The 23,695-nt window shown below is 54.6% G+C and carries 14 protein-coding genes; 9 read left to right on the top strand and 5 right to left on the bottom strand.

Annotation, left to right across the window (positions count from 1 at the left end):
• Positions 1–110: 110 nt before the first annotated feature.
• A complete protein-coding gene (fusA, locus tag K239x_RS20790) occupies positions 111–2,198 on the bottom strand; it encodes an elongation factor G (RefSeq protein ID WP_145420259.1) in 2,088 nt (695 codons plus the stop codon).
• A 694-nt stretch (positions 2,199–2,892) separates the two neighbouring features.
• Here fusA and K239x_RS20785 point away from each other — a divergent pair.
• The 7 genes from K239x_RS20785 (at position 2,893) to K239x_RS20755 (ending at position 14,854) form a co-directional block, all read left to right on the top strand.
• The gene (locus tag K239x_RS20785; RefSeq protein ID WP_145420257.1) at positions 2,893–3,459 is read left to right on the top strand and encodes a PEP-CTERM sorting domain-containing protein; all 567 of its coding nucleotides are present in this window, start codon (positions 2,893–2,895) and stop codon (positions 3,457–3,459) included.
• A 242-nt stretch (positions 3,460–3,701) separates the two neighbouring features.
• Positions 3,702–3,980 (top strand): 30S ribosomal protein S18, encoded by a 279-nt coding sequence (gene rpsR / locus K239x_RS20780; RefSeq protein ID WP_473163545.1) that lies wholly within the window; start codon positions 3,702–3,704, stop codon positions 3,978–3,980.
• A 170-nt stretch (positions 3,981–4,150) separates the two neighbouring features.
• The gene (locus tag K239x_RS20775) at positions 4,151–4,564 is read left to right on the top strand and encodes an acyl-CoA thioesterase (RefSeq protein ID WP_145420255.1); all 414 of its coding nucleotides are present in this window, start codon (positions 4,151–4,153) and stop codon (positions 4,562–4,564) included.
• 127 nt (positions 4,565–4,691) lie between these two features.
• Positions 4,692–6,485 (top strand): ABC transporter permease, encoded by a 1,794-nt coding sequence (locus tag K239x_RS20770; RefSeq protein WP_145420253.1) that lies wholly within the window; start codon positions 4,692–4,694, stop codon positions 6,483–6,485.
• Between the two features lie 348 nt (positions 6,486–6,833).
• The gene (locus K239x_RS20765; RefSeq protein ID WP_419189222.1) at positions 6,834–8,660 is read left to right on the top strand and encodes an ABC transporter ATP-binding protein; all 1,827 of its coding nucleotides are present in this window, start codon (positions 6,834–6,836) and stop codon (positions 8,658–8,660) included.
• Positions 8,661–8,897: 237 nt separating this feature from the next.
• Positions 8,898–13,547, top strand: a complete 4,650-nt coding sequence (locus K239x_RS20760) for an outer membrane protein assembly factor BamB family protein (RefSeq protein WP_145420251.1) — start codon at positions 8,898–8,900, stop codon at positions 13,545–13,547.
• Positions 13,548–13,837: 290 nt separating this feature from the next.
• Complete coding sequence (locus K239x_RS20755) at positions 13,838–14,854, top strand: acyl-CoA desaturase (protein WP_419189221.1); 1,017 nt, start codon at positions 13,838–13,840, stop codon at positions 14,852–14,854.
• A gap of 344 nt (positions 14,855–15,198) precedes the next feature.
• On the opposite strand, the gene K239x_RS20750 is transcribed toward K239x_RS20755, so the two are convergent.
• From K239x_RS20750 to K239x_RS20740, 3 genes are all read right to left on the bottom strand, one after another.
• The gene (locus tag K239x_RS20750) at positions 15,199–15,924 is read right to left on the bottom strand and encodes a leucine-rich repeat domain-containing protein (RefSeq protein ID WP_145420247.1); all 726 of its coding nucleotides are present in this window, start codon (positions 15,922–15,924) and stop codon (positions 15,199–15,201) included.
• Positions 15,925–16,469: 545 nt separating this feature from the next.
• A complete protein-coding gene (locus tag K239x_RS20745) occupies positions 16,470–18,101 on the bottom strand; it encodes a prenyltransferase/squalene oxidase repeat-containing protein (RefSeq protein ID WP_419189220.1) in 1,632 nt (543 codons plus the stop codon).
• Positions 18,102–18,316: 215 nt separating this feature from the next.
• The gene (locus K239x_RS20740; protein WP_145420245.1) at positions 18,317–18,961 is read right to left on the bottom strand and encodes a hypothetical protein; all 645 of its coding nucleotides are present in this window, start codon (positions 18,959–18,961) and stop codon (positions 18,317–18,319) included.
• 69 nt (positions 18,962–19,030) lie between these two features.
• Between K239x_RS20740 and aroB the strand changes: the two genes are divergently transcribed.
• Complete coding sequence (gene aroB, locus K239x_RS20735; protein ID WP_145420243.1) at positions 19,031–20,146, top strand: 3-dehydroquinate synthase; 1,116 nt, start codon at positions 19,031–19,033, stop codon at positions 20,144–20,146.
• Positions 20,147–20,705: 559 nt separating this feature from the next.
• Complete coding sequence (locus K239x_RS28860) at positions 20,706–20,834, top strand: hypothetical protein (protein ID WP_419189219.1); 129 nt, start codon at positions 20,706–20,708, stop codon at positions 20,832–20,834.
• 72 nt (positions 20,835–20,906) lie between these two features.
• Here the strand turns inward: K239x_RS28860 and K239x_RS20730 are convergent, their stop codons facing one another.
• Complete coding sequence (locus K239x_RS20730) at positions 20,907–23,633, bottom strand: MGH1-like glycoside hydrolase domain-containing protein (RefSeq protein WP_145420241.1); 2,727 nt, start codon at positions 23,631–23,633, stop codon at positions 20,907–20,909.
• Between the last annotated feature and the right edge of the window lie 62 nt (positions 23,634–23,695).

Below are 23,695 nucleotides of genomic sequence, written 5' to 3'. Positions count from 1 at the left end.
GATTAGAGAGCTCGGGTTGGAGCGTCGAAGCGAAATTCTGCTTACGAAAAAACGGTGAAGCGATTGGCTCGCTCCACCGTTTTTGTTTTCGTCAGAAGGCTTAGTGGACGCTATTTAGCATCTACCAGCTTTTCTTCCTTCTTCTTTTCGATGATCTCTTCTTGGATGTTCGACGGAACTTGGCGGAAGCAAAGTAGTTCCATCGTGAACGTTCCTTGACCCTGCGTCATGCTTCGTACGTCCGTCGCATAGCCAAAGGTTTCAGCGAGTGGAACTTCGGCGACGATGACACTGTTGCCATCGACGACGTCGTTGCTGCTCATCACACCACGACGCTTGATCACGTCGCCCACGACTGTACCTTGGAAGTCCTCGGGGACTTCGATTTCCATCTTCATGATTGGCTCAAGAAGCTTAGGTGCAGCTTGCTTGAAATACTCACGGAAGCAACCACCGGCGGCGGTGTAAAACGCTTTCTCCGACGAGTCAACGTCGTGGTAGCTACCGTCATCCAAATCGATTCGGGTGCCCACCACGGGGTACTCGGCAACAGGGCCTTTTACCAACGAGTCGCGGAATCCTTTTTCCACTGCAGGAATGAACTGCTTAGGAATACGACCACCGGTCACGTTGTCCTCGAACTCAAACGAATCTTCGCTGTCGGATTCGATTGGGCTCAAGCGGCCTTTGATGTGCGCGAATTGACCCGAGCCACCCGACTGCTTCTTGTGCTTGTAATCAAACTCAACAGCTTTGGTTGGGCTTTCGCGGTAGCTGACTTTCGGAGCACCCACTTCGATGTCGACACCGTACTCGCGGCGAATCCGCTCGATGTAAACTTCCAAGTGCAGTTCGCCCATGCCGCTGATCAGGATTTCCTTGGTTTCAGCATCTGTGAAGACGCGGAACGTCGGGTCTTCCTTGCGGAAACGTTGCAGGGCTTTGCCCATTTTGTCGCTTTCGCTTCGGTTCTTTGGCTCCACCGAAATCTTGATCACAGGATCAGGAATGAACATGGATTCCAAAGTACATTGATCGCGTTCGATGCCGTACGTGTCACCACTAGCACAATCGATGCCCATGACCGCGACGATGTCGCCGGCGGTCGCGGTGTCGATTTCTTCACGCTTGTCACTGTGCATTCGCACGATGCGACTGAAACGTTCTTTCTTGCTAGTACGTTGGTTGATGTACGTACCGCCTTTTTCGATTTTACCTTGGTAGATTCGCATGAATGTCAGCTGACCAAACGCATCGTCAACGATCTTAAATGCCATGCCGACGAATGGACGCTCTGGATCAGGCCGAAGTTCGATCTTGACGGTTTCGTCTTTGGGGTCCGAACCTTTGATCTCGCGATCTAGCGGGCTAGGCAGGTATTTCAGAACAGCATCCAGCAAAGGCTGAACGGCTTTGTTCTTGTACGCACTGCCCATGTAAACCGGGGTTGCTCCACCCAGGACGGCATCCCGTGTGACTTTGTAGATCAAGTCGCTGGAGATTTCCTCTTCGCTGAGCAGCTTTTCCATCAGTTCGTCGCTGTACATCGACAACGCTTCGAGCATCAATCCACGGTACTTGTCGCACTCGTCTTTGATGTCCGCCGGGATGTCGCCAACGATGACTTCTTCGCCTTCGGTACCGCCGTGGGTGTAAGCCTTCATCTCGATCAAATCGACCACGCCCGAGAAGCTCTCTTCGTGTCCGATCGGGTACTGCATCAAGAAGGCATCCGCACCCAATTTTTCACGGAGCTGTTCGGCCACGCGGAATGGGTTGGCACCCGTACGGTCCATCTTGTTGATGAAAGCGACGCGCGGGCACTGGTAACGTTTCATTTGACGGTCGACCGTGATCGACTGGCTTTGAACACCACCAACACTACAGAGCACCAATACGGCACCGTCCAAAACACGCAGCGATCGTTCCACTTCGACGGTAAAGTCAACGTGGCCCGGCGTGTCGATCAAGTTGATTGGGTGGCCTTTCCACTCGACGCTGGTCGCGGCACTGGTGATCGTGATGCCACGCTCTTTTTCCAGTTCCATGTGATCCATCGTCGCGCCATCACCGCCACCACGAACGTCTTCGATTTTGTGAATCCGACCGCAGTAATAAAGGATGCGCTCGCTGAGGGTGGTTTTCCCCGAGTCGATGTGGGCGCTAATCCCGATGTTTCGTAGTTTCTCCAGATTCATAATCTTTCACCTAACAACGCACGATGGTTTGAGCAGGAACCCCAGGACACGCAAAACAATCGTGTCAAATTCAGAAGTGCTGGGAGCCGTCTTAATCGTGGCTTGTGTGTTTCGTTTGTGTTCGTGTTGGCAGTGGAGTGTTGCAACGGTGGCAGGCGTGTCGTCAAAGAAAATGACCCGCGACCACGATTTCACCGTCTTGGAAGCCAAAAACTCCCCGCTTAATTGACCGGGAAATATGGCAAAGGTTCAGTTTGAGGGGAAGGGCAAATCGCGTTCCGGAGCGTGATCAGCCTTTGTTTTGAGTAGCCGTTTGCGATCCCATTTGCGTTAGACGCCAACGAGGGCAAGTCGTTGGCTTGTGGGTGGTGTCGGTTTGGTCCGACGGAGAGGTGTGAGTCGGCTGCTCAGCGTGACTGCCCCGCGGAAATTGGCGTCCTCTTTGCCTGCGCGGCAAATGCCGGGCGGGAGACGTAGTCAGGGCACGCACACCGCGATCAAAACACGATGTTTTTCTTGATTATCGCATTATTTGGCAAATGGGTGGCGTTGTAGTGCATACATGTTCACACGAAGGGTGTAATTTGTACACATGTGAACCTGCGTGCAATGCGGATGGCAACGGTCGTCCTGCTTGCAGCTTGTTCTTGATGAATTCTTATTCGTGATATTCAACTTTGAGGAGTGCCAAGAGATGAAAAGATTATTAGCGGTCGTTCTGACCTGCATCGCCATGGTTTCGACAGGAAATGCTGCCTTCACTGATTTTGTTGTTCTGCCGGATGTCGCTGGTGGCGGTAGCATTACTGGTAGTACTTTTACGATTACCAATTCGCTGGTCGATGGCGGCGTGTCGTTTGACGTCAATTACTCGATTGTCGGGAGCGGCGCGCTCGACATCGACCCTGACGGCATTGGAATCGCTGTCGGAAATGACGGCGTGAACAATGGCGAATCGTTGACTCTTACCGCTTCGATTACCAATGTTATGAACGGAACAGTGATGGGCACTTTCGACGAAGTCAATTTCGACGCGGACGGAAACCCGGCCGGTGATTTTGCTTTGTCCGGCGATCTGACTCCCCAGGTTTTTAATGGTGGGTTTGGGAACGACTTCTTCGTTGATTCGTTCAGTGCGACCTTCACGGGAACCGCCACCGCTGTCCCTGAGCCAGGTTCTTTCGCTGCTCTTGGATTCTTGGCGATGGGGTTGGTGACTCGCCGACGTCGTCGGTCAAAAGTCCAGCTTGCGAAAGACTGACCCTTCCTGAGGTTCTTTTTGAACGTTGCGAACGTCTCGATTCCTGTGATCGAGGCGTTTTTCGTTGGTAAATTGCCTTGTTTTTGCCTCGTCGCACTTGCGAACGCCCGGTTCGATCGGCATACTCTGCGATCCCAATTTTGATTGGCGAGTTGGCAGGCTGACGCTGGAACGCTTGGTTTCACGTTTTGACGCTGCTGACCGTATTAGACCATTCGCCCGATTTAGAAAGACACGCTTCGATGCCTCCACGTCCCATGAGCAGCCGTAGCCGCGCCCGGAAACGGACCCGCGCTCGCTCCCGCACCCGCAAGAAAGATCCTATCTTTGTCGATGGGCATCGCCCACGGCCGATGTATGTCGACTACAAAGACTTGGATCTGCTGAAGAAAATGATTAATCGCCAAGGCCGAATCGTTGGCCGACGCAAGAGTGGTTGTACTGCCGCTAGTCAGCACGCTGTGACAGCAGCTGTCAAACGCGCTCGATTCATGGCACTGTTGCCGTACGTCGGCGAGTAAGCCAATCGACTAGGTCCGACGAGCAAATCATTCGATCGGATTACTGAATTTCAATGAGCCAGGCGGTTGTCGCTTGGCTTGTTTTTTGCCGTTTTGGGGCGCGGCCGCTCGCCCCGCTCCGCGGCTTACGTAGCGTCACCGTGGATCGACCCGAACCTACAGTCCTTGATATGCCCGCCTTTTGTGCTCAGCGACGCGTCGAATTTCGTGACACCGATGCGGCCGGGATCGTGCATTTTTCCGCCTTCTTTCTGATGATGGAATCGGCTGAGCACGAATTGTTGCGGAGTCTGGGGATTTCGATCATGGATCATGGCAATCCCGAACAGCTGACTTGGCCTCGGGTTTCGGCGTCCTGCGACTACCTTGCGGCGGCGAAATTCGAGGATGTGCTGACGATCGAAGTCGGCGTCGGCAAAATTGGCAACTCCAGCGTCGACTATGATTTTCATTTCGCACGCGAGGAAAAAAGTATCGCCCGAGGCCGTATTACGACGGTCTGCTGCCACCTGAAACCCGGGCGGGGGCTCGAAAAACAGCCGATCCCGGATTCCATCCGAGATCTTCTCTCCAAGCACGCGTGATGGCAAACCTTTTCGTCGTTGCCTGCGTACTCGGTGGGATAGGCCTCAGGTCTATCAGTACTGTCCGTTTGATTTGGCATTCTCCTTTTTGCCATCCAACATCGCTTTCACGTCGAATTGGCTCGAAATGACTCCTGGCCTGCTTTCCTCTTCAGTTTCCGTCGATTGTCTCGCCAGTAACCTTGCAACGCATATGGTGCAGCCGGGGCTGATCGTTGGTCAAATCGCGAAATGGTTGCCGGTTTGGATGACACCAATTTGGATCATCGCGCTGGGGCTGTTGGTGGGTGTGGCCGCGTGCATCGTGGTTTATGGATTTTTGGCACTCCTGTCATTGGTGCCGGGCTTGGGCAATTTGCCCGATTCCCCACGGCGAGGCATCATCGTTTCTCTGATCGTCGGCGGAATCATTTCGGCTCTGTTGTGTTGGCAATATGTCCCATCAGGCGAAGAGTACAGCGAATCGCTGTTTCTGCCGTTGATCACGATTGGCCTGATCACCGGGTTCGGTTTGGTCTACGGAATGTGGCACCGCACGCGAGACGAATGGGGCGCGATCTTGGGCGAAGGAATCGTGCCGTATTTGTTGGGCACTGCAGCCGTGGTCGCTTTGATTGGTGTGGCCGCCACGATGTGGGTCAAGAAGCCATCGGAATACATCACTTCGATTCCGGCTGTGAATTTAGTCGGCGACGGAACACGAACCGTGGTCGTGACTTTGCCAGCCGCGGATGAAGATCTGACGGCGGATGAAGCTCCGTTTTTGCCTGCGGACATTTCCTACGATTTGCCAAACACCGCCGAGTTGACGATTACTTCGGACCGCACGATCAATTTGGCCGACTCGGATATTCCGACCAATTTCACTCGGACTCCCACGCAAGTATTTGCCGGAACGGAGTTAGAGTACCGATACGAAAATCGTGACACGCCTCCGATCCCAACCGATGCGACGACGCTGCACATTCAGAACCGGGAAATCTCGCCCGCCGAAGTGACGTTTACGTTTAAGACATTGCCTCAGATTCCCGAAGTTGCGACCAGCGTCAACATTGCGATCTGTTTCTTCTTGTTGATCACATCGATTGTCGCGTTTCGGCAGGCCGCGCCGCGCGTGTGGGCGCTGGCGTTGTCGACCGCCAAAAATGAAATGGCTCAGACGCTGTATTTGATCTTGCTAGCGATTGGGATTTTTGGAGTCGTGGTGTTTGCCATTTATCCGTTCAACACGCTCGGTGATGACATTCGCATGTACAAAGACAGCGGCGTGACGTTGGTCATGGTGCTTGCGATGATCCAAGCGGTGTGGAGTGCCGGTACGACAGTCAGCGAAGAGATCGAAGGACGAACCGCACTGACTGTCTTGAGCAAACCAGTCAGCCGCCGCTCGTTTATCTTGGGCAAGTACGCAGGAATCATGATGTCCGTGTTGGTGCTGTTTGTGATCATCTCGGCAGTGTTCGTCGTATTGATGGCGTACAAACCCATCTATGACGCTCGCGAAACTTCCAAGGCATTGCCGATCTGGCAAATGGGGCTCGCCGAGATTCAGTCAACGATTCCAGCGCTCAGTCTTTACTTTATGGAAACCATGGTGATCGGTGCGATCGCCGTCGCGCTGGCGACTCGTTTGCCGCTGTTGGCGAATTTCATCATTTGTTTTGTCGTCTATGTCATTGGCAACCTGACTTCACCGTTGGTGGCTTCGGCCGAGGGTAACAACGAACTGGTGGGCTTTGTTGGCAAGCTGATCGCGGTGGTGATACCCAACCTGAATGTGTTTAATGTGCAAAGCGCCGTCGACACGGGAAGCCAAATTCCGTCGCTGTATTTGGCGGGAGCGTTCAATTATCTGTTCTGTTTTGTGATTGCAATTTGGATGCTTGCGATGCTGCTGTTCGAGGACCGCGATTTAGCTTAGGAGACGGTCGGCATGCGGATGTCCGGGCAAACAGCTTTCTGATCGAGGCGGATGCTGTCGCTTTTACGTGCGGCACTTGGTCAGCTCAGGCTACGAAAGAAAATTCGCTCCAGCGAAAAAACGCGAGCAAGACAATGCAGCTGCGACCGAACTTGCGGCGTGACGTTGTCGCTATTTGTGTCTTGTTTCTGTCCCGTGTCCGTTCAGCCAGATCGCGCACGGAGTTCCGACGCCGACTATCATGGTTGGAGCGAGCGGGGTGTGTGATCGGGACTTGTTGGGTCACGGCAACTTCGCTTTGTCGCTCTTTTCGTTTCTTGTCTCACCTACTTTTTTGAGGCTGATGCCTTGCCTTCGATCAGCACGCTTTCGGCTGCCCGCAGCGAATCCGAATCGCGCGGCCACTGGCTCGCCTACGGCTGGGCCGCGTTGGCGGGATTGCTGATCCCAGTACTGATTGTGCTGGTTGGCTTGATCGCTCAGCTTCTTAATTCGCGCGGCATCGATGCATCGCCGGTTCGATTGGGAACTCACCTGCACGTACCTTTGAGCGAGACATTTGTCAATCAAGCCGCGTTGATTCAATTGAGCGAACTGGTTGTCATCACGCTGTTGGTGGCGGCGGTTTTTTGCCTGTCCGTTTGGATGCATCGCCGAGCCGCAGACAGTCGCTCGCGGCGGATTGTGAAATTGCTGCATACCAGGGCGCTGAATCAGAGTTTGCGGCGAGCAGAAGTGGAAGGCGCGGCGGCCCAGCATGTTCGTGCCCAGCATTTGATTGGCGAAGCGCTGCCCGAATTGCAGCAAGGGCTTTCGCTCTGGTATCGCTCGATTCCTCGGAGCGTTTTGATGCTAGTTGGCTGCGTGGCGTTGGCTTTGCTGGTCAACGTTTGGCTTGCCCTGTTGGCCGTCGTCAGTGGCGTGCTACTGCGTCAGCTGAATCATCGGCTTCGACACGACGACCAAACGGAAATTAGCAATTGGGAAGTCCCGCGTTCGCGACAGCGAATGGCTGAAATTGTTGGCCAAGCTCCCATGCTGGCTCGACTGCAAACACAAGGTTTGGCGGACCGTTCTTTTCAAGCAGAGTTGGATGCCCTGTACCGCCGGTTGGGAGACGAGGACAGCCGAAACGGTCGCAGTTGGCCGCTGCTGTTTCTTGCCAGTTCGGTAGCGATCGCCGTGTTGGTCCTGGGCTTGGGGGTGAATCTTTTCGGCGTCGACAATGGGCTCAGTGTGCCAGCGGCGGTTGTGCTGGGGCTGTCGCTGTTCGGTGCGGTAACGGCGGCCAGTCGGCTTTCACTATTGGCGGGCAAGTTGCGTAGCAGCGGGGCGGCGTGCGACGAAATCTACAGCTATTTGAAACGAAGCGACGACATTGCGCCCACGGAACAGCGAGTCGGATTGTCGGGGCTGCGTGACGGGGTTGAGATTCGCGATGTGACACTGAACGATTCCAAAGGCAAGCCGATTCTCAGTCACCTCAGTTTGGATCTGACGCCTGGTTCCTTGGTCGCTTTGCTGGGAACCAAGTCGGTTTCCGCGCGAGCGTTGGTGGAACTGTTGATGGGATTCGGCCGCCCTTCAGATGGGATGGTGTTGGTCGACGGCATCAAATTACTGGATGTGCATCCGCAGGCTTTGGCGAAAAACGTCATGTGGATCGAACCTTCAGGACCGATCTGGGACGGGACCCTGGACGAAAATTTGCGTGGCGGCGACGATACGATCAACAACAGCACGCTGGTCGAAGCGTTGGAGAAAGTGCACGTTTACGAGCGTTTGCAGCGACTTCCCGAAGGCCTGAACACCTACGTCAATGCGGGCGATTCGATGCTGGATGTCGAAGCGACTTATGCGATTGCCATTGCCAGGGCATTGATCCATCGTCCACCCGTGTTGTTGGCGATGGAGCCTCCTCCACCCGCCGAGCATTTGCCGGAAGACCCTTGTTTGATGGCACTGCGTGAATTGGTCAACGCTGGCACTTTGGTTGTCATGCTGCCGCGGAGATTGCAAACGTTACGCGGCGCCGATCGGGTTGTGTTGTTCAACGGCCCGCGTCTCGTCGGCGAAGGCAAGCACGCGGAATTGCTGAACCAAAGTGATCTGTATCGCCACCTGAACTATTTGCTGTTCAACCCTTATCGGCATCAGAGAAATCCACGCGTTTAAGCTCGTGCAAGCGGCGATTTTCTGAACGAATGAGGCCGCTGTCGCAATTTGCGGAATCGACGCGTTTGTGTCTTCCCGATTCGCCGGCCAAAAGTCGCAAATTGGCACTCTTCGCCAGCGACGAATCGCTTCGTAGCCTTACAATAAGGGCCAGTCGGGAAACGGTCGCAGCCACGGTCGCGTTGGTCGGGCCGATTTGTTCTCGAAATAGATTCCTTTGAGACTGAGCAAGCGAACGTGAATCAAAATTGCTGGCCATCACTGTACTTTTTTAATCGATCTCGAATAACACCGCTGTTCGTGTGTTTCTGTGTCGCCGTCTTACTGGTTGCATCGGCAACCAAGCAGGCGTCGGGACAAGCCGGCATCATGCGTCAGACACGCGGCATGTCGTCGGCTCGATTCATCGAAGCACCCCGGTACATCCAGCAGGAGCTTCGCGAAGCCGAAAGGGCGATCGCCGAAGACCGCATGAGTGATGCGGTGGTGCGTTTGGGCGACTTGTTGCAACGCGAACCATTGGATTCGGTTGACTCAGACTTGTCCGGTCAAGACTTTTTTCTCCCGCCCGACCGCGGGACCAAGTTCTCTGACAGCAAACTGAATCGAGCGCGGCGATTGATCGGCGAACTCCCTGCATCGGCCATCGACATTTACGAACTTCGTTATGGGCCGCTTGCTCGCAAGACACTTCAAGAAGCCGGACCCGAGCGCGACTGGAATGCCGTCGGTGATGTGCGCCGCAAGTACTTTCATACGCTGGCCGGATACGAAGCGTCGCTAATCCTGGCACAACACGAACTGTTCAACGGGCACCCACTGGCCGCTTCGCTGTTGTTGGACGATGTGGTTGTATCGCCGCGGGCGGTCAACCACTTGGGCCAGTCCGTGAAATTGATCCATGCCGCGGCGATGCAGTTGGCAGGTCGAGACTTGAAAGACGTCGAATTGCCAAGCTCGGGGACCGTGCGTGTTGGGCAAGTCCAAACCGAATGGCCCAAAGCGGATGCCGTCAACGATTGGATCGAAGCAAAGTTTTCGCAGCGACAACGTCAAGCCGGCGGCACTTTGAAAAGCTATCCGATGTTTGGCGGCAAACCGAATCGCAACGAAGCGTCCGATGGTCAGATGCCACTGGCCAACGCTCGCTGGCAAGTGGAAACGACTTCGACACCGGGAGAAGCAAGGACCATCGAAAAAGTCGCGTCGGAATTGATCGCGTCGGGACAGTTGCCACCGCCTAGTCTGATGCCGATTCGCGTCGGAGAGCATTTGTTGATGCGAACAACGAATCGATTGTTCGGTGTCAATTACAAAACGGGCAAACGCATCTGGAACTATCCGTGGTACTCCATTGATGAATCGACAGAAGATGACCAAGCGCCGCCAACGGTGATGGGGCAAGTCAAAGGCGATTCGTTGCTGGCCCAGCGCGTATGGAACGATCTACCCTACGGACAATTGACCAGCGATTCCGAACGTGTGTTTTTTATTGACGATCTAAACGAAGTCGAGATCGTTGCGTTCAGCCCAATGGGGATGCGGGGAACACGTCCGGCCAACACGGGGACCAATACGCTGGTTGCTCTGGACCTGCGGACCGAAGGAAGTTTGCTGTGGCGATTGGGCGAAGGGGCGGATGATGCGTCCAGTTTGTTTGATGCATTTTTCTTAGGCCCGCCGCTGCCACTGAATGGTCGCTTGTACGTCATGGCTGAAGTGGCCGGTGATGTTCTGCTGGTCTGTTTGGACCCGGCCACCGGCGACGAAATTTGGCGACAGCAGTTGGTCGCCGTCGAAACGGGAGCCATCGATGTCGATGCGGCTCGGCGCGTGACCGGTGCAACACCGACGTACAGCGAAGGTCTGCTGATCTGCCCAACGGGAGCCGGTGCAACAGTCGCTGTTGATTTGGTTGACCGCACATTGCGTTGGGGCGTGACGTATGCGCGCCGCTCCACGCCGCGTGAAGTGCTTGGGTCGCGGTCGGGGCGCATGAACCCCAGCCAACTGTTGCAGCGTTGGCACAACGGAGCAGCTGTCGCGATGGACAATTCGTTGGTTTTGACACCTGCGGAATCTGACACGCTGATGTGTTTAGATCTGTTGACCGGTACAAGGCACTTTGGGGATCGCAAACGCGAAGATCTTCGCTATCTGGCCGGCGTTCGCGACGCAAAAATCATTTTGGTGGGGGCGCGTCGCATGCTGGCCGTCGATCTAGAAACGGGCGCAGAAGTATGGCGCACAGAAAAAGATCTGCTGGCGATCGGTCAACAGATCGTCGGTCGAGGCGTGTTCGGCGAAGATGACTATCTGCTGCCAGCATCGTCCAATGAATTGGTTCGCGTTTCGTTGAAAGACGGCAAGGTGTTGGCACGGCGATCAACCAAGTTTGCGTTGGGAAACTTGGTTGCCGTCGACGGTGAGATCATTTCGCAAAGCAGCACGTCGCTGGCAGTCGCTTACGGCGAACAAACGTTGGAACCGTTGGTCAATGCGCGGCTTGCCGAAAACCCGAATGATTTCGAGGCACTCGTGCGCAAGGCCGAGTTGTTGATTCAACGCAATCGTCGCACCGATGCTTTGGAGCTGCTCGATCGTGCTCGATCGATTGATTCCGAAAGTGTCGAAGTCCACATGCTTTCGGTATCAGCCATGTTGGGATTGCTGCGTGAAGGCAAGCCGGGATCCGATGCGTTGGCGGATCAGTTGGATACGATGATCGATCGACCCAGCGAACGGGTCGAGTTTTTGTCGTTGCAAATTCAAGCGTCGCTCAAAAATGACGAACCCGAAAGCGCTGCCAAACGCTTGATTCAGCTTTCGCAGTTACTGGGCGGTACCGAACAGCTTGATAACGCGGGCAAGGAAGTGATCAACGATTCGGCACGCGAATGCGATTTGAACAACTGGGTGGTCGCGCGAATGGCCGAGGTAAAACAGATTGCCGATGAAAAGCAAATCGAAGCGATCAATGAACAGGTTCGCAAGTTCGTGGAGCGAAAATTAGAAGGGGCAAAATCGTCGTTGATTTCCGTGATCAACCATTTTGCACCGTTTGATGTTAGCGCCGCCCTTTCGACTTTGGGGGCAAAGCTGCTTGATGAAGAATCTTATCTGACACTGGAACGTTTGGTGATTGGGCCCAATTCCAATGATGGGACACTTTTTGATTCGTTGACGGCCAAAGACTTGGTATTGCTGACTCAAGCCTATGTGCGCGGCGGGATGGTCAAGGATGCGGTCAAGTTGATCGATAAAATCCACAAACGCGAATTCGAGGACTCCCTTCCGGAAGTGCTAAGCGAAATGGAATTGCTCGCCGAGCAAAAATCCGCCCAGCCGACTTGGGACGACAAGGTCGCGTTGGACTGGCAGTCCAGTCCCACGCCTCAACAAGGATTGGGGATGATCCAGACGGAACGCCGATTGATGAGCACCGAAGTAATTTCCAACGAAACGTTTCGTGGTTGGAAGTTGATCGCCGAAGGGGGACGTACGCTGGCGATGCGAGACCGCGTTGGACGAGTGATCGGAATGCCAACAGGCGGCGCGGTGCGACGCGAAGTCGGTGAGCGCGAAGCCAAGATCAACGGCGGGATGATGGTCGTGCACCGTGGCGGTGAACTGACAGCAGTCGACTTGTACAAAATCCTGGGCAACCAAGGCATCGAATCGGTGCTCTGGAAGCGTAAGTTTGGTGGTGACAGCTCAACGGCGATCACTCGAACGAGCGTGTCGTCCAAGTTTGGGCCGTCGTTTGTCCGGCGTCTGATTACGGCATCTCGCGCGTCCGCCGTCCCGGGGGAGTTTCGCGTTGGCACGATGCTGGGTGATCGCGTATTCGTGTTGCAGGGTGGCGACCTGATGGCGATTGATTTGATGACCTCAAAAACACTCTGGCGAAACTCAACCGCACCGCCGCAAGGTGCAGTCGTGTCGGATGGAAAACGAGTCGCGGTGGTTTGCGAGCCTTTGGATAAAGTAGTGTTCTTCGACGCCTTGGACGGTCGCCATCTTGGCGAACAAAAATGGGAGCATGGCATTGTTTGGGCGGATACTGGCGAAAACGTGCTTTGTTTTTCGGAGACCGATGATCGTTGGAAATACAACTTGCGCGTCGTCAATCCGTTTTCGAAGCAGGTTCTGTTGGATACTGTTTCGTACAGTTCCAACCGAGCCGGCGAAGGCGAAAAGCGTGCGTTCGGAAAAATCGTGAGCCAGCGTTACCTGTTGCTACTGAACACTCAGGGCAAATTGAAAGTCTGGGATATTCTCAAGGGCAAAGAAATCGTTGATGCCGAAATCGGCGAGTATGCGGATTTGAAAGCCATTCATGGCGTTGAACTAGACGGTCAGCTTGTCGTGTTTCCGGAGCGTCTTGATTCGATGGTGACAGCCGCCGATGGAGAAGAATCGCAAACCGAGCAAGGGTTGTTTCATAAGACGGCCGATGCGCTGTTTGCTTATTCGTTGAATGATGGCGGTCTTCGCTGGAAAAAGGAATTTGATTCACCATGGGGATGCACGTTGTCCCAGCCTGGCGACAGTCCGATCTTGTTGTTGACACGTTTGCGTTGGAAGATCGACGACACCCGGGCGCGCAAGTCAAAAATGGATGCGATAGCAGTGGACGTTCGCAACGGCAAAACGATTCACCAGCGACTCGGAACACCGGTGCCGTCGCGAATGAACGAACAACACGCCAAGATCACCGTGCAGAGTGTTCAGGATCGAGTGGTCGCGCAGATTGGCAATGAGATTTTGACTTACAAATTCGGCGAGACCGACGCGGAAAACGACGGCAAAGGTGAGGCAGGCAAACCGAAGGAAGCCAAGGATCCGTCTGAACTGCCGTTGCTGGACGATTTGTTTGGAGAGTGATTGGATGTTGAGGGGAAATGATTTGCTGCCAACGTGATTCGTTGGCGCGAATTTGTTCCGGACATAGCGAACGAAGAGCCAGTGGCGGCGTTTTGCCGCAGTCAAACGGGCTGTCTGTGCAAGTATTTGGAGTCTGACGAGGCACTTTTGAGCATCTTTTACACGAGCGTTACATTAGCGATTCGACGTCGTGACAGAGCAAGCATGGGGGATTTGTAGACTACGGTCATCAATCGGCGCACTTGTCGTCGGCTGCTGACAAAAATTGCCCTTCTGACAGGATGACCGCTATGGCGAGCGTAATCGACAATTCAACTTCTTCACCGACTAAAACGCGTCCCAGCGATGGGCTCAAGCCGCAAGACGGTGATGCTTCAGTGGACGCTCTCGAGCAACCAAGCGAAGCGACCGACGGCAAACAAGCTCCTCAAACGTTGGCGCGTAAACGCCGTGCAAACGTGAGCTATTGGTCGATCGGCTGGTTGGGGCTGGCCCACTTGGTCGTCCTGATTGCTGCTCCGCTGACGTTCACTTGGGAAGCCCTGGCTGTCATGTTTGTGCTGCACTGGATGACAGGTAGCCTTGGCATTTGTCTGGGGTATCACCGCCTGCTGACTCACACGGGCATGAAGACCTACAACTGGGTCCGCTACACCTTTGCAACCATTGGCACGCTGGCTGGCGAAGGATCGGCTCTCGACTGGGTTGCTGATCACCGCAAACACCACGCACACAGTGACCAAGACGGCGATCCTCACTCGCCTCACGATGGTGGCCTTTGGAGTCACATGGGTTGGTTGGTTTACCACACGCACAATGGCGAACGAAAAGCGTACCTGCAACGTTGGGTGCCGGATCTCTACAAAGAACGTGGAATGCGAATCCTGGACATGTTGTTCTTGCCTTTGCATATCCTGTCTGGCTTCATTCTGTTTGGAGCAGGTTACGCGTTGGGCGGAACATCAATGGCATGGTCTTTCTTGGTCTGGGGCTTGTTCGTCCGCTTGGTTGGCGTTCTTCACGCGACTTGGATGGTCAACAGTGCGTCGCACATGTTCGGCTACAAGAACTACGAAACGACCGATGACAGCCGTAACAACTGGATTGTCGCGATTGTGGCGTACGGCGAAGGCTGGCATAACAATCACCACGCTTACCCACGAATGGCCAAGCACGGTCATAAATGGTGGGAATTTGATATCACTTGGCAAGCCATCAAGTTGCTGCGTGCATGCGGTCTGGTTTGGGACGTGGTCGACTACCGCAACGTTGCCGAAAAGAAAGCTGGCTTAGAAGCCGCCAAGTAAACGGCGCAAGTCTTTACCGAAAAACAAAGCCGCCATGCTCAATCGAGCGTGGCGGCTTTTTTCGTATCGCCGTGATGGCGAGAGCAGAAGAATCGCAGGCGAAAATCAATCTTGAGAGCGTGCAGGACGTTCCGTAACGCGTCAAGTTTCGTACGGCGTTGCTTTGGCTGCGTCAAGTTTTGGCTGCGTCAGCTTTGGGTGGCCAGCCAAGCTAGCAAGCGTTGGCAGTGCTGGGAAGCCGCGGCGGTGTTGACTACCAGACCTCGCTCGAAGAATGCGAAATTCGTACGGCACGCAATCGCCTGTCTTTGCTTCCCCAGGCCCGCCGTCTTTTCGATCGCCAATCAGTGCTGGTGAGGATCCCGGTCGTGGTGCAGCTGGTCAACGTGCACATGCAGCGACGGGGCATGCTCGAATAGCCATTGCCAACCCGTTTCTGTGACATCACTGTCGTCCAGGTAGAGCGAGTGCAGTTCTGGCAAGCTGGCAATTTCCTTGAGTCCCTCGTCGTCGATGGGGACGCCGATCAAATGCACGCTGCGAAGTGATTTGATGGCCGCGACGCTGGTGGCCGCATCAGCGTTTAGACGCTTGGAGCCGATTCGCAGGTTTCGTAGTTCTGGCAGCGTCGCCAAGTGTTGCAGGCCTTTGGCGGTGCAGTCGCTGTGAGGGAGATTCAGAAACCATAGCGTCTTGATGGCTGCAACTGTCTGCATTCCATCGTCGGTGATGGGCGAATGGCGAAGCCGTAAATGCTGCAGTTCGGGCAGCCGCTTGATCTGTTCCATGCCTTGGTCGGTGATGGTGCCAGCATCGCAAATCAGTGTTTGGATCAGCGGTGTTTGCGACAAGATTTCCAAGTCTGTGTCATCGATGATCTGGTCGGTCTCAATTCGATCTTGGCGATCTGCTAGAGCCGCCCGTGCGAGATCTGCAAAGGACGTGGCAGCCGCTGCTGCGGAGCCCGACGGATTTGAATTGGGTTCGTGTTGACAGCCAGCGATAGCCAGCACGGCAACGGCCAGGGTTCCGGCGACATTTCTAACGCGGAGACAGGTTACGATCGTCATTTCGAGTGACCGGCGGGGGGCGGCTAAAAAGGACGATCGTCTCAGGCGACGATCGTCTTAAATGCCGCAGTGTATCGTCGCATCGGGACGCCGTGTAAACGACGTCCCGATGCGTCAAAGAAGTTTTTTCCGTGAAGCGACTTGCTAAGACGATTGACCCAGAAACCGTCGTAACAGGTGCAAAATGCTTCGACCAACAAGTTGGTCAGCAAACGATTCCCGCAAAGCGTTTGACTACGAAAAAGACTTCCAAATGTAACTGGTGTTGATTGAATGGATGGTAGCGGAATCAGGTCTCCACCGATTGGCTAATCGCGGAACCACCTCGGTTGATTCGTGTCAGCTAAATGGGGATTAACAATCGCCCGTGCTGGCTGTCAACGCTGATTTGTAAATCGCCAGATTTGTTTTCAATAAAATCGATGAAACGCCAGGATTTACAATGAAACGGCGCACGAAAAAAGCGTGAAACGAACGGTTGGGTTCGTTTCACGCTTTGTCATGGGGCTGCGCAATCGCCCGTAATTGCGGGCGCGTCGGCTGTTTTATAGGGGAAACTCTTCTTCCGAAGCTGCGTCCGCGTACAACGGCATGTGACGGTAGTAGACTTCCAAAATCATCGTCGCAAATGCGGTCTGGCAGAGTCGGCCGGATTCGTTGAAGTGACCTTTGTCAGTCATGTGCCAACTGCCTTTTGCACCACCGTCTTGCGCTTGTTTGGACACCAAGAAATCACGAAGCTGTGTGTTGAAGGCGTCCCATTTGGGGCCACCAAACTGACGCAATACTTGAGCAGCGTAGTAATCGTAATACAGGTCGGTGCCGTTTTTGGACGGGCCATAATTGCTTAGCACATCGACGCCTTTGACAATCGCCGGATGGTCTTTTTTCCAGCCCGTGTACATTCGGCAAAGCAAACCGACCGCAGTGGTTCCCTTGCGAAGCTTGACGGACGGTCCGGCGTACCCGTACTGGGCTCCGCCATGCGACTGAACTTTGTCCAGGAACAGCATTGATCCTTGGATCGATGCGGGAGGCACTGCCAAGTGTCCCATGTAGCCGCTTTTGAGCGCCATGACTTGCCAGCCCACCACCGATGTGTCGCCGCCGTCTTTTTGTCGTGGTGTGTAACGCCAGCCTCCATCGCGACACTGCGCCGTGACGACGAAATTGATTGCAGCCTGAGCCGGTGCGGCGATCGCTGGATCACCCGTCATCGCGTACGCTTCGCACAGCAAGATCGCGGCCAAGCCGTGGTCATACATGTTGCCACCAGGGCCGCGGTAGTCGATCACAGGCAACCCGTTGACTCGGCCCGGTTTGCCGTTTGCGATCAAGAACTGCAGGCCGCGAAAAACGACTTTCTGAAATTCGCCGTCCATGTGAGTCTGCCCTGCACCGAGAAACGGCAAGAGCGCCAGCGCAGTGGCGGCATTGATTTGTTTGCCGCGTTTGACATCCGCACAGGGATTGCCGCACGCGTTTCGGCACACAAGGTTGTGTTGTAGTGTCCAGGCACCGTTTGGCATTTGATGACGGGCAAACCACTTGAGTGCTTCTTGGACTGCAGCTTCGCTACTTTCGGTGCCGCCGTACTCACGGAGCAGTTTCTTTTTCATTTCACTGTTGCGACTACCCATCGGCGTGGCCGTCGCGGCAGAAAGTGTCTGAAGCTGTGCCGCGGCAGGGGCCATCTCCGTAGCAAAATCGGTCATCTCGATCGGCACCGTGGCGATTTCCATCGGCACGACAACGTCCATCGGTTCCGCCAAGTCGACTGGTTCGGTGATCTCGACCGGTTCGGTGATTTCTTCGCTCACCTCCTGCATCTCATTGGGCTCGGAATCATCGATCGCGAATTCTTCGATTTCGGGACCGTCATCGCTGGTAGCACTGGCGGTCAGGACATTCACGATCTTGATCGGGTCCGCGATGGTCAGCAGACCCAGGATCAGCAAGATCAAAACATGAACTAGCGTGCTAACCAGCCAGGCTGGGGCAGCTTGTAAGAACAGAAATCGATTGCCCGAATCATCGTCGTCATCGTGTTGCAATTCGTCTGCTTCGGAACCGGACAAAGCCGCGTCTTGGTCAGTCTCTGCCTCGCTGGCCATTTCGACGTCCTCGGCGAACAAGTCGTCGGCTTCGTCCAGAGGGCCTGAGTCAGAAGATGCCATCGTTCAACCTGAGGATGATGAAGAGTTGTGGGGATCAGCAATGCACGCAGCTTGCCCTGGCGATCCGAACAGGATGCGTAGTGGCATCGGTGCAATGCCGCGTTGGCTTAATTATAGGTAAGCCCGCATCGAAGGTGGGAGTCCCAAAGCCTGTGTTTTGTCGTATTGGCGACCTAGTAAGAACGGTCTTGCGACCTGAATGTACTCTTCGCGATCTACCGATTGATCGATGTCGGTCGATTGACGGATTGTCGAAAATCGTAGCGTTTCTGCTGCACATTGATCAGCGTCTTGAGAAACTTTGCCAAAGCGGGCCGCACTCTTTTGGTTGTTTGTACGCATCGACTACCATCAGAGGGGCCTACCCAGCCATCGTTAAGGTCGACAATTAGCTGGACCGTTTCAAATCGATGAGCCGTTGGGTCTGTCAGTATTAGCTGCACGCAGGCGGATTCGGGCTCCTGGAGCTTGCTCATTACGGACTGCTCTTCGGTCGAGTCCCACTGATAGCTGCGTTCGTCCAAAAGCACGTGTCGCAGGTGTCCCAAACCAGGTGTGGCAGTCAGTTCGACCGGATCGAACTCGATTCCTTTGACAGCCGTCATCTTGATTCGTTCGGCAAGTTGAAGGGCCAGAACGGTTTCGTCACCCCAGAAATTGCGAGTTTGAGTCAGCTTTGTTTTGCGTTGATAGATGCTTCCCGCGGCGCCCAGAATGCCAAACAAAAGCACGCCGATTCCAATCAAAACGCCGCGACGCGTGATTTTGGCTCGCGGGTCATTGTATTTGTCAGCGTGTGCGTCTTCGGCAACATTCTCGCTCTTAGTCATACGGTCTGGATCGTTTTCATTCGGGGTCATAAGTTAATCGATCTCACTGGGAACCTTTCGGTTCGCCGTCCTACGGAAATGCTCACTCTGCACAGTAACATGGTATTCGATTCCCCATCATCTGACGCTACCGCTGTTGAAGTTCAATTGGCGGATCGCAGCTACACCATCTTTATCCAGTCGGATGCACAAGCGAAGTTTGCTTCGGCAGCCAAACAGGCTTTGGGCGACGTTTCGCATGTGATGGTGATTACTGACGAAGCCGTCGACAAAAAATGGGCCACCGGTCTGGCTGATGAACTGCAAAAAATAGGCGTCCGTGTCGACAAGTACGCGGTGCCGTCCGGGGAGCCAAGCAAGTCGGTTTCGCAGTTCGAAACGCTTCTGCAATGGATGCTTGCCAGTGGTGCTGATCGCCGCAGCGTCGTTGTCGCGGTCGGCGGAGGCGTCATTGGCGACTTGGCAGGTTTCGCCGCCGCGTCGTTTACGCGAGGCATTCGGTTCGTCCAAGTACCGACATCACTGCTGGCGATGGTTGATAGTAGCGTAGGAGGCAAGACCGGTATCAATCTGCCGACGGCAAAGAACATGGTGGGAGCGTTTTGGCAGCCGTCTTTGGTTTGGATCGATACGCAGGTGTTGTCGACGCTCCCGGAGCGAGATTTCATCAGTGGGCTGGGCGAGGTGATCAAGTACGGCGTTATCGATGATGCCGATTTCTTTGAATGGTTGGAAGCGAATTGGCAGGCACTGATTAATCGCGAAAACGAAGCCGTCTGCTTTGCGATCGCACGAAGCTGTCAGTCCAAAGCCAACGTGGTCGGTGAAGACGAACGTGAAACCAGTGGTCGTCGAGCGATTCTGAATTACGGACACACGTTTGCTCACGCCATCGAAGCGACTGCCGGTTACGGAACGCTGATGCATGGAGAAGCCGTTGCGATCGGAATGCAAATGGCTGCGCGGTTGGCTATCGAATTGGAGCTCTGCGGACAGCAGTTGCTGGACCGACAAACGGCCCTGCTGCAAAATTGCGGACTGCCGATTGTGTTTGACGACGCAAACGCGGACGCCATGTTGCCGGTGATGAAACGAGACAAAAAGGTTGCGCACGGAAAGCTGCGATTTATCTTGCCCACCAAAATCGGCAGCGTCGATTTGGTCGGTGATGTGGATGAATCTGCCGTGGTCGACGCGATTCGCAAAACGATTTAGCGGTCAATTCGACGCCTCAGTCTGTGCTCGCTAAGTGGCCTACCGTCTGCTTGTGCCGTGATTGCCATTCCAGGCCGGTGACCGGTCGGCAAGGCGTTAATTCAATGCATTGAATCGCCACCTCCCTCTTGTGGCTACAAGTTCTGTCGCTTGGATCGGAACGCCTTGGATCGGAACGCTAGGTGCGATGGGTGTGAACTACGTTCGTAGAGGCGTTTTGTTAGCCGGGATTCCGTCCTACGGTGTTTGTTATCACTCGTTCACCTACAGCCGTCTGTGGGAAAGGCTAAAATAGTTTGAAAGCTTGTCGAATGTTTGAACTAAAATACAGGCCTATTCTCCGGAGCGCTCCGACGAAACGAGGACTCATATGTATCTGCAAAAACGGAAGCTGAGATGTCGCAAGTGCGGCGTCAATCTCGATCGTGTACGTCGAACTTTCTTTGAAAGAATGCTGTTCGCGCGAGCTGCTTTTGGGTGTCCGTGGTGCAAACGCCGAAGACGAGTTTTCTTTTCGATTCCCAGGGAATCAAAGATTGAGTACGGAGCCGCTGTGCCGGTGAATCGACAATTAACGATTCGCAAAGATCAGAAGCACGCCCAGCCTTCGCAACCGACGCCGTCCGCGCCCGAAACCGATTCGCCGGAAACGCCATCGCAAATTCCGCGTGAAACAGTCGGCCACTAAAACGCAGTTCGATCGTTTGCGCGGCGTCTCATTTGCATCCGAGATCGCCGCTTTTGATTTTGCGACGGCGGACTACGAGTTATCGATTGGCAAGTGCTTTGGCAGCTTTGCTTGGCTGCGAAGCATTGATGCGACCAGGGCGGTCCAGCCGGTTTGATGGCTGGCTCCCAGTCCACGTCCTGAATCGGCATGGAAATATTCGTAGAACAGAACAAGCTCGTCCCAGTTGGGATCCTCGGCGTAAGTTTTGTCTTCGCCATGAATCGGACGTTGTCCGTCTTTGTTGATCTCAAACAATGCGATCAGACGTCGCTCGAGTTCTTGCGCGACTTCCATCAGTGTCATGCGATTACCAGAGCCCGTTGGACATTCGACTCGAAAGCTATCGCCGTAGTAAGCGTGGTATCGCTTGAGGGATTGGATCAACAAGAAGTTTGTTGGGAACCAGATAGGACCACGCCAGTTACTGTTGCCGCCGAACATCCGTGTCTCGCTCTCGCCCGGAACGTAATGCACTTCGTTCTTTTGCCCGCCAAATTCAAACACGTATGGTTCGTCGCGGTGTGCGGCTGACAGCGACCGGATTCCATAGGGCGATAAGAACTCGTCTTCGTCCAGCATCACAGCAAGCAGTCGGCGAAATCGATCTTCCGACGGGATGGCAAGTAGGCGCAGGCCTTTTTTCGGGTCATCGTCATCCTGGCATTCCATGTACGTCATGTGTTTACTCAAGTCGTCGCGGTTGTCCAGGAACCACTTCATCCGGCGCTTGAATCCAGGCAGCTTGTTGATCTCCTCCTCGTCCAGCAGGACACCCGTCATCAGCGGCAGCAGTCCTACCAACGATCGAACTCGCATGGGAATGGATTTGCCGTCGACGAAAAGATGGTCGTAATAAAAACCATCTTCTTCGTCCCACAAACCTGTGCCGTCCATGCTGTTCATGGCCTCGGCGATCGCAACGTAGTGCTCAAAAAACTTGCTGGCCATGTCTCCGTAGGCCTCGTTGTCTTCGGCCAATTCCATCGCCATTCGCAGCATGCCGCCGCAGTAAAAGGCCATCCAAGCCGTGCCGTCGGCTTGTTCCAGGTGACCTTGCGGCAGCGGTTTGCTGCGGTCAAACACTCCGATGTTATCCAAGCCCAAGAATCCGCCGGAGAAAATATTGCGGCCACGGGGGTCTTTTCGGTTCACCCACCACGTGAAGTTAATCAGCAGTTTTTGAAACGCTTTTGCCAGGAAAACGCGATCGCGCTGGCCGGCCGGTCCGCTGGCTTTGTAAACCTGCCAAACGCCCCAGGCATGAACCGGCGGGTTGACGTCGCCCAAATTCCATTCGTAGGCGGGGATCTGGCCGCTCGGGTGCATGTACCATTCCCGCAGGAACAAGATCATCTGCTGTTTGGCAAATTCATTGTCCAGATGCGCCATCGGTACCATGTGAAACGCCAAGTCCCACGCGGCGTACCATGGATACTCCCACTTGTCCGGCATCGATATCACATCGCGATTGAACAAGTGTCGCCAGTCGGCATTGCGTCCCGATTTGCGAGCCTCGGGCGCGGGAACACCATTGGGGTCGCCGTCCAGCCAACTGTTGACCGAATAGTGGTAGAACTGTTTGGTCCACAACAAACCGGCGTACGCTTGCCGCATGATCGAACGCCGGTCGGACGATAGAGAATCCGGAATCCGCTGTGCGTAAAATTCGTTGGCATCATCTAGTCGCGATTGAAAACCCTGGTCAAACGATTCGCCAAATGCCTGGTCGTGAAAATGTTTGGTGTCGCTGTTGCAAGTTTCTGTAATAAACGAGTCGGCTTTGCTGGTGAGCCGCAAGCGAACGACGGTCGACTGTCCCGCTTCTAGTTTTTGAAAACCATAGGGCGCGCATTTTGTCCCTTTCTGCTTGGGATTGACTGCTTTCACTTCGCCTTCGACGACGTACCGGTGGAAAGCGTCTTTGGAAAACTCTGATTCGCTGGGCAAACCGGGATGCAGCTGCTGGTTTGTTTCGTTGTCGGTAAACAACCACTGCCATCCGCCCATCGCTTCGGGCTGATCGCAGGCATACCAAAATTCGTCCAGTGTTTCGTGATGTGTTTTGACGACGCCATCGACCAACTGCATCGTCGGCGGCATCGTGCAGCCTTCGTCCGTGCACTCCCAGGTCCACGTGTTGCGGTAGAACAACTGAGGCAGCAGGTGAACGACCGCGGCAACCGGACCTCGGTTGGTGATCGTCAAACGAATCAAAATGTCGTTGGGGCTGGGTTTGGCATACTCCGCTTGAACATCAAAGTAACGTGATTCGTCAAACGCCCCCGTGTCGGACAGTTCGTATTCCAATTCCGACAGCGGTCGATGCTTGTTGACGTCGACCAGGTCTTCGTACGGATACCGGCTTTGCGGGTATTTGTAGAGCCCCTTCATGTAACTGTGCGTGGGGGTGCTATCGAGATAGTAGTAGCACTCTTTGACGTCTTCGCCGTGGTTGCCCTCCGGCCCTGTTACACCGAACAGACGTTCTTTTAAGATCGGGTCGCGGCCATTCCAGACTGCGACTGAGAAACACAGTCGGCATTGGCGATCCGAGATGCCCAGCAGCCCGTCTTCGCCCCAGCGGTACGCGCGGCTGCGAGCGTGGTCGTGGGGAAAATAGCTCCACGTCGCATCGCCGCCTTCGCTGTAGTCTTCGCGAACGGTTCCCCACTGTCGTTCCGACAAGTAAGGCCCCCAGCGTTGCCAGTTCTCTTCACGTTTCCTGCTTGCGAGCAGCCGTTTGTCTTCCGCGGTCATAGCGTGTTCTTTTTGTACGGGCTCGCGTCAATCGAAAAACTGGTCTTACACTGCTGCCGCAC

The sequence above is a fragment of the Stieleria marina genome (assembly GCA_007741555.1).
In the GTDB taxonomy this organism is placed as follows: domain Bacteria; phylum Planctomycetota; class Planctomycetia; order Pirellulales; family Pirellulaceae; genus K23-9.
The sequence above is the reverse complement of the archived record's forward strand: the minus strand, read 5'-3'. Positions and strand labels throughout refer to the sequence as shown.

Bases quoted from the DNA above. Each gene is read 5' to 3' on its own strand.
- aroB (WP_145420243.1), top strand. From the start codon at position 19,031: ATGGTATTCGATTCCCCATCATCTGACGCTACCGCTGTTGAAGTTCAA.
- K239x_RS20755 (WP_419189221.1), top strand. From the start codon at position 13,838: ATGGCGAGCGTAATCGACAATTCAACTTCTTCACCGACTAAAACGCGT.
- fusA (WP_145420259.1), bottom strand. From the start codon at position 2,198: ATGAATCTGGAGAAACTACGAAACATCGGGATTAGCGCCCACATCGAC.
- K239x_RS20775 (WP_145420255.1), top strand. From the start codon at position 4,151: ATGCCCGCCTTTTGTGCTCAGCGACGCGTCGAATTTCGTGACACCGAT.
- K239x_RS20750 (WP_145420247.1), bottom strand. From the start codon at position 15,924: ATGACGATCGTAACCTGTCTCCGCGTTAGAAATGTCGCCGGAACCCTG.
- K239x_RS20785 (WP_145420257.1), top strand. From the start codon at position 2,893: ATGAAAAGATTATTAGCGGTCGTTCTGACCTGCATCGCCATGGTTTCG.
- K239x_RS20740 (WP_145420245.1), bottom strand. From the start codon at position 18,961: ATGACCCCGAATGAAAACGATCCAGACCGTATGACTAAGAGCGAGAAT.
- rpsR (WP_473163545.1), top strand. From the start codon at position 3,702: ATGCCTCCACGTCCCATGAGCAGCCGTAGCCGCGCCCGGAAACGGACC.
- K239x_RS20770 (WP_145420253.1), top strand. From the start codon at position 4,692: ATGACTCCTGGCCTGCTTTCCTCTTCAGTTTCCGTCGATTGTCTCGCC.
- K239x_RS20745 (WP_419189220.1), bottom strand. From the start codon at position 18,101: ATGGCATCTTCTGACTCAGGCCCTCTGGACGAAGCCGACGACTTGTTC.
- K239x_RS20730 (WP_145420241.1), bottom strand. From the start codon at position 23,633: ATGACCGCGGAAGACAAACGGCTGCTCGCAAGCAGGAAACGTGAAGAG.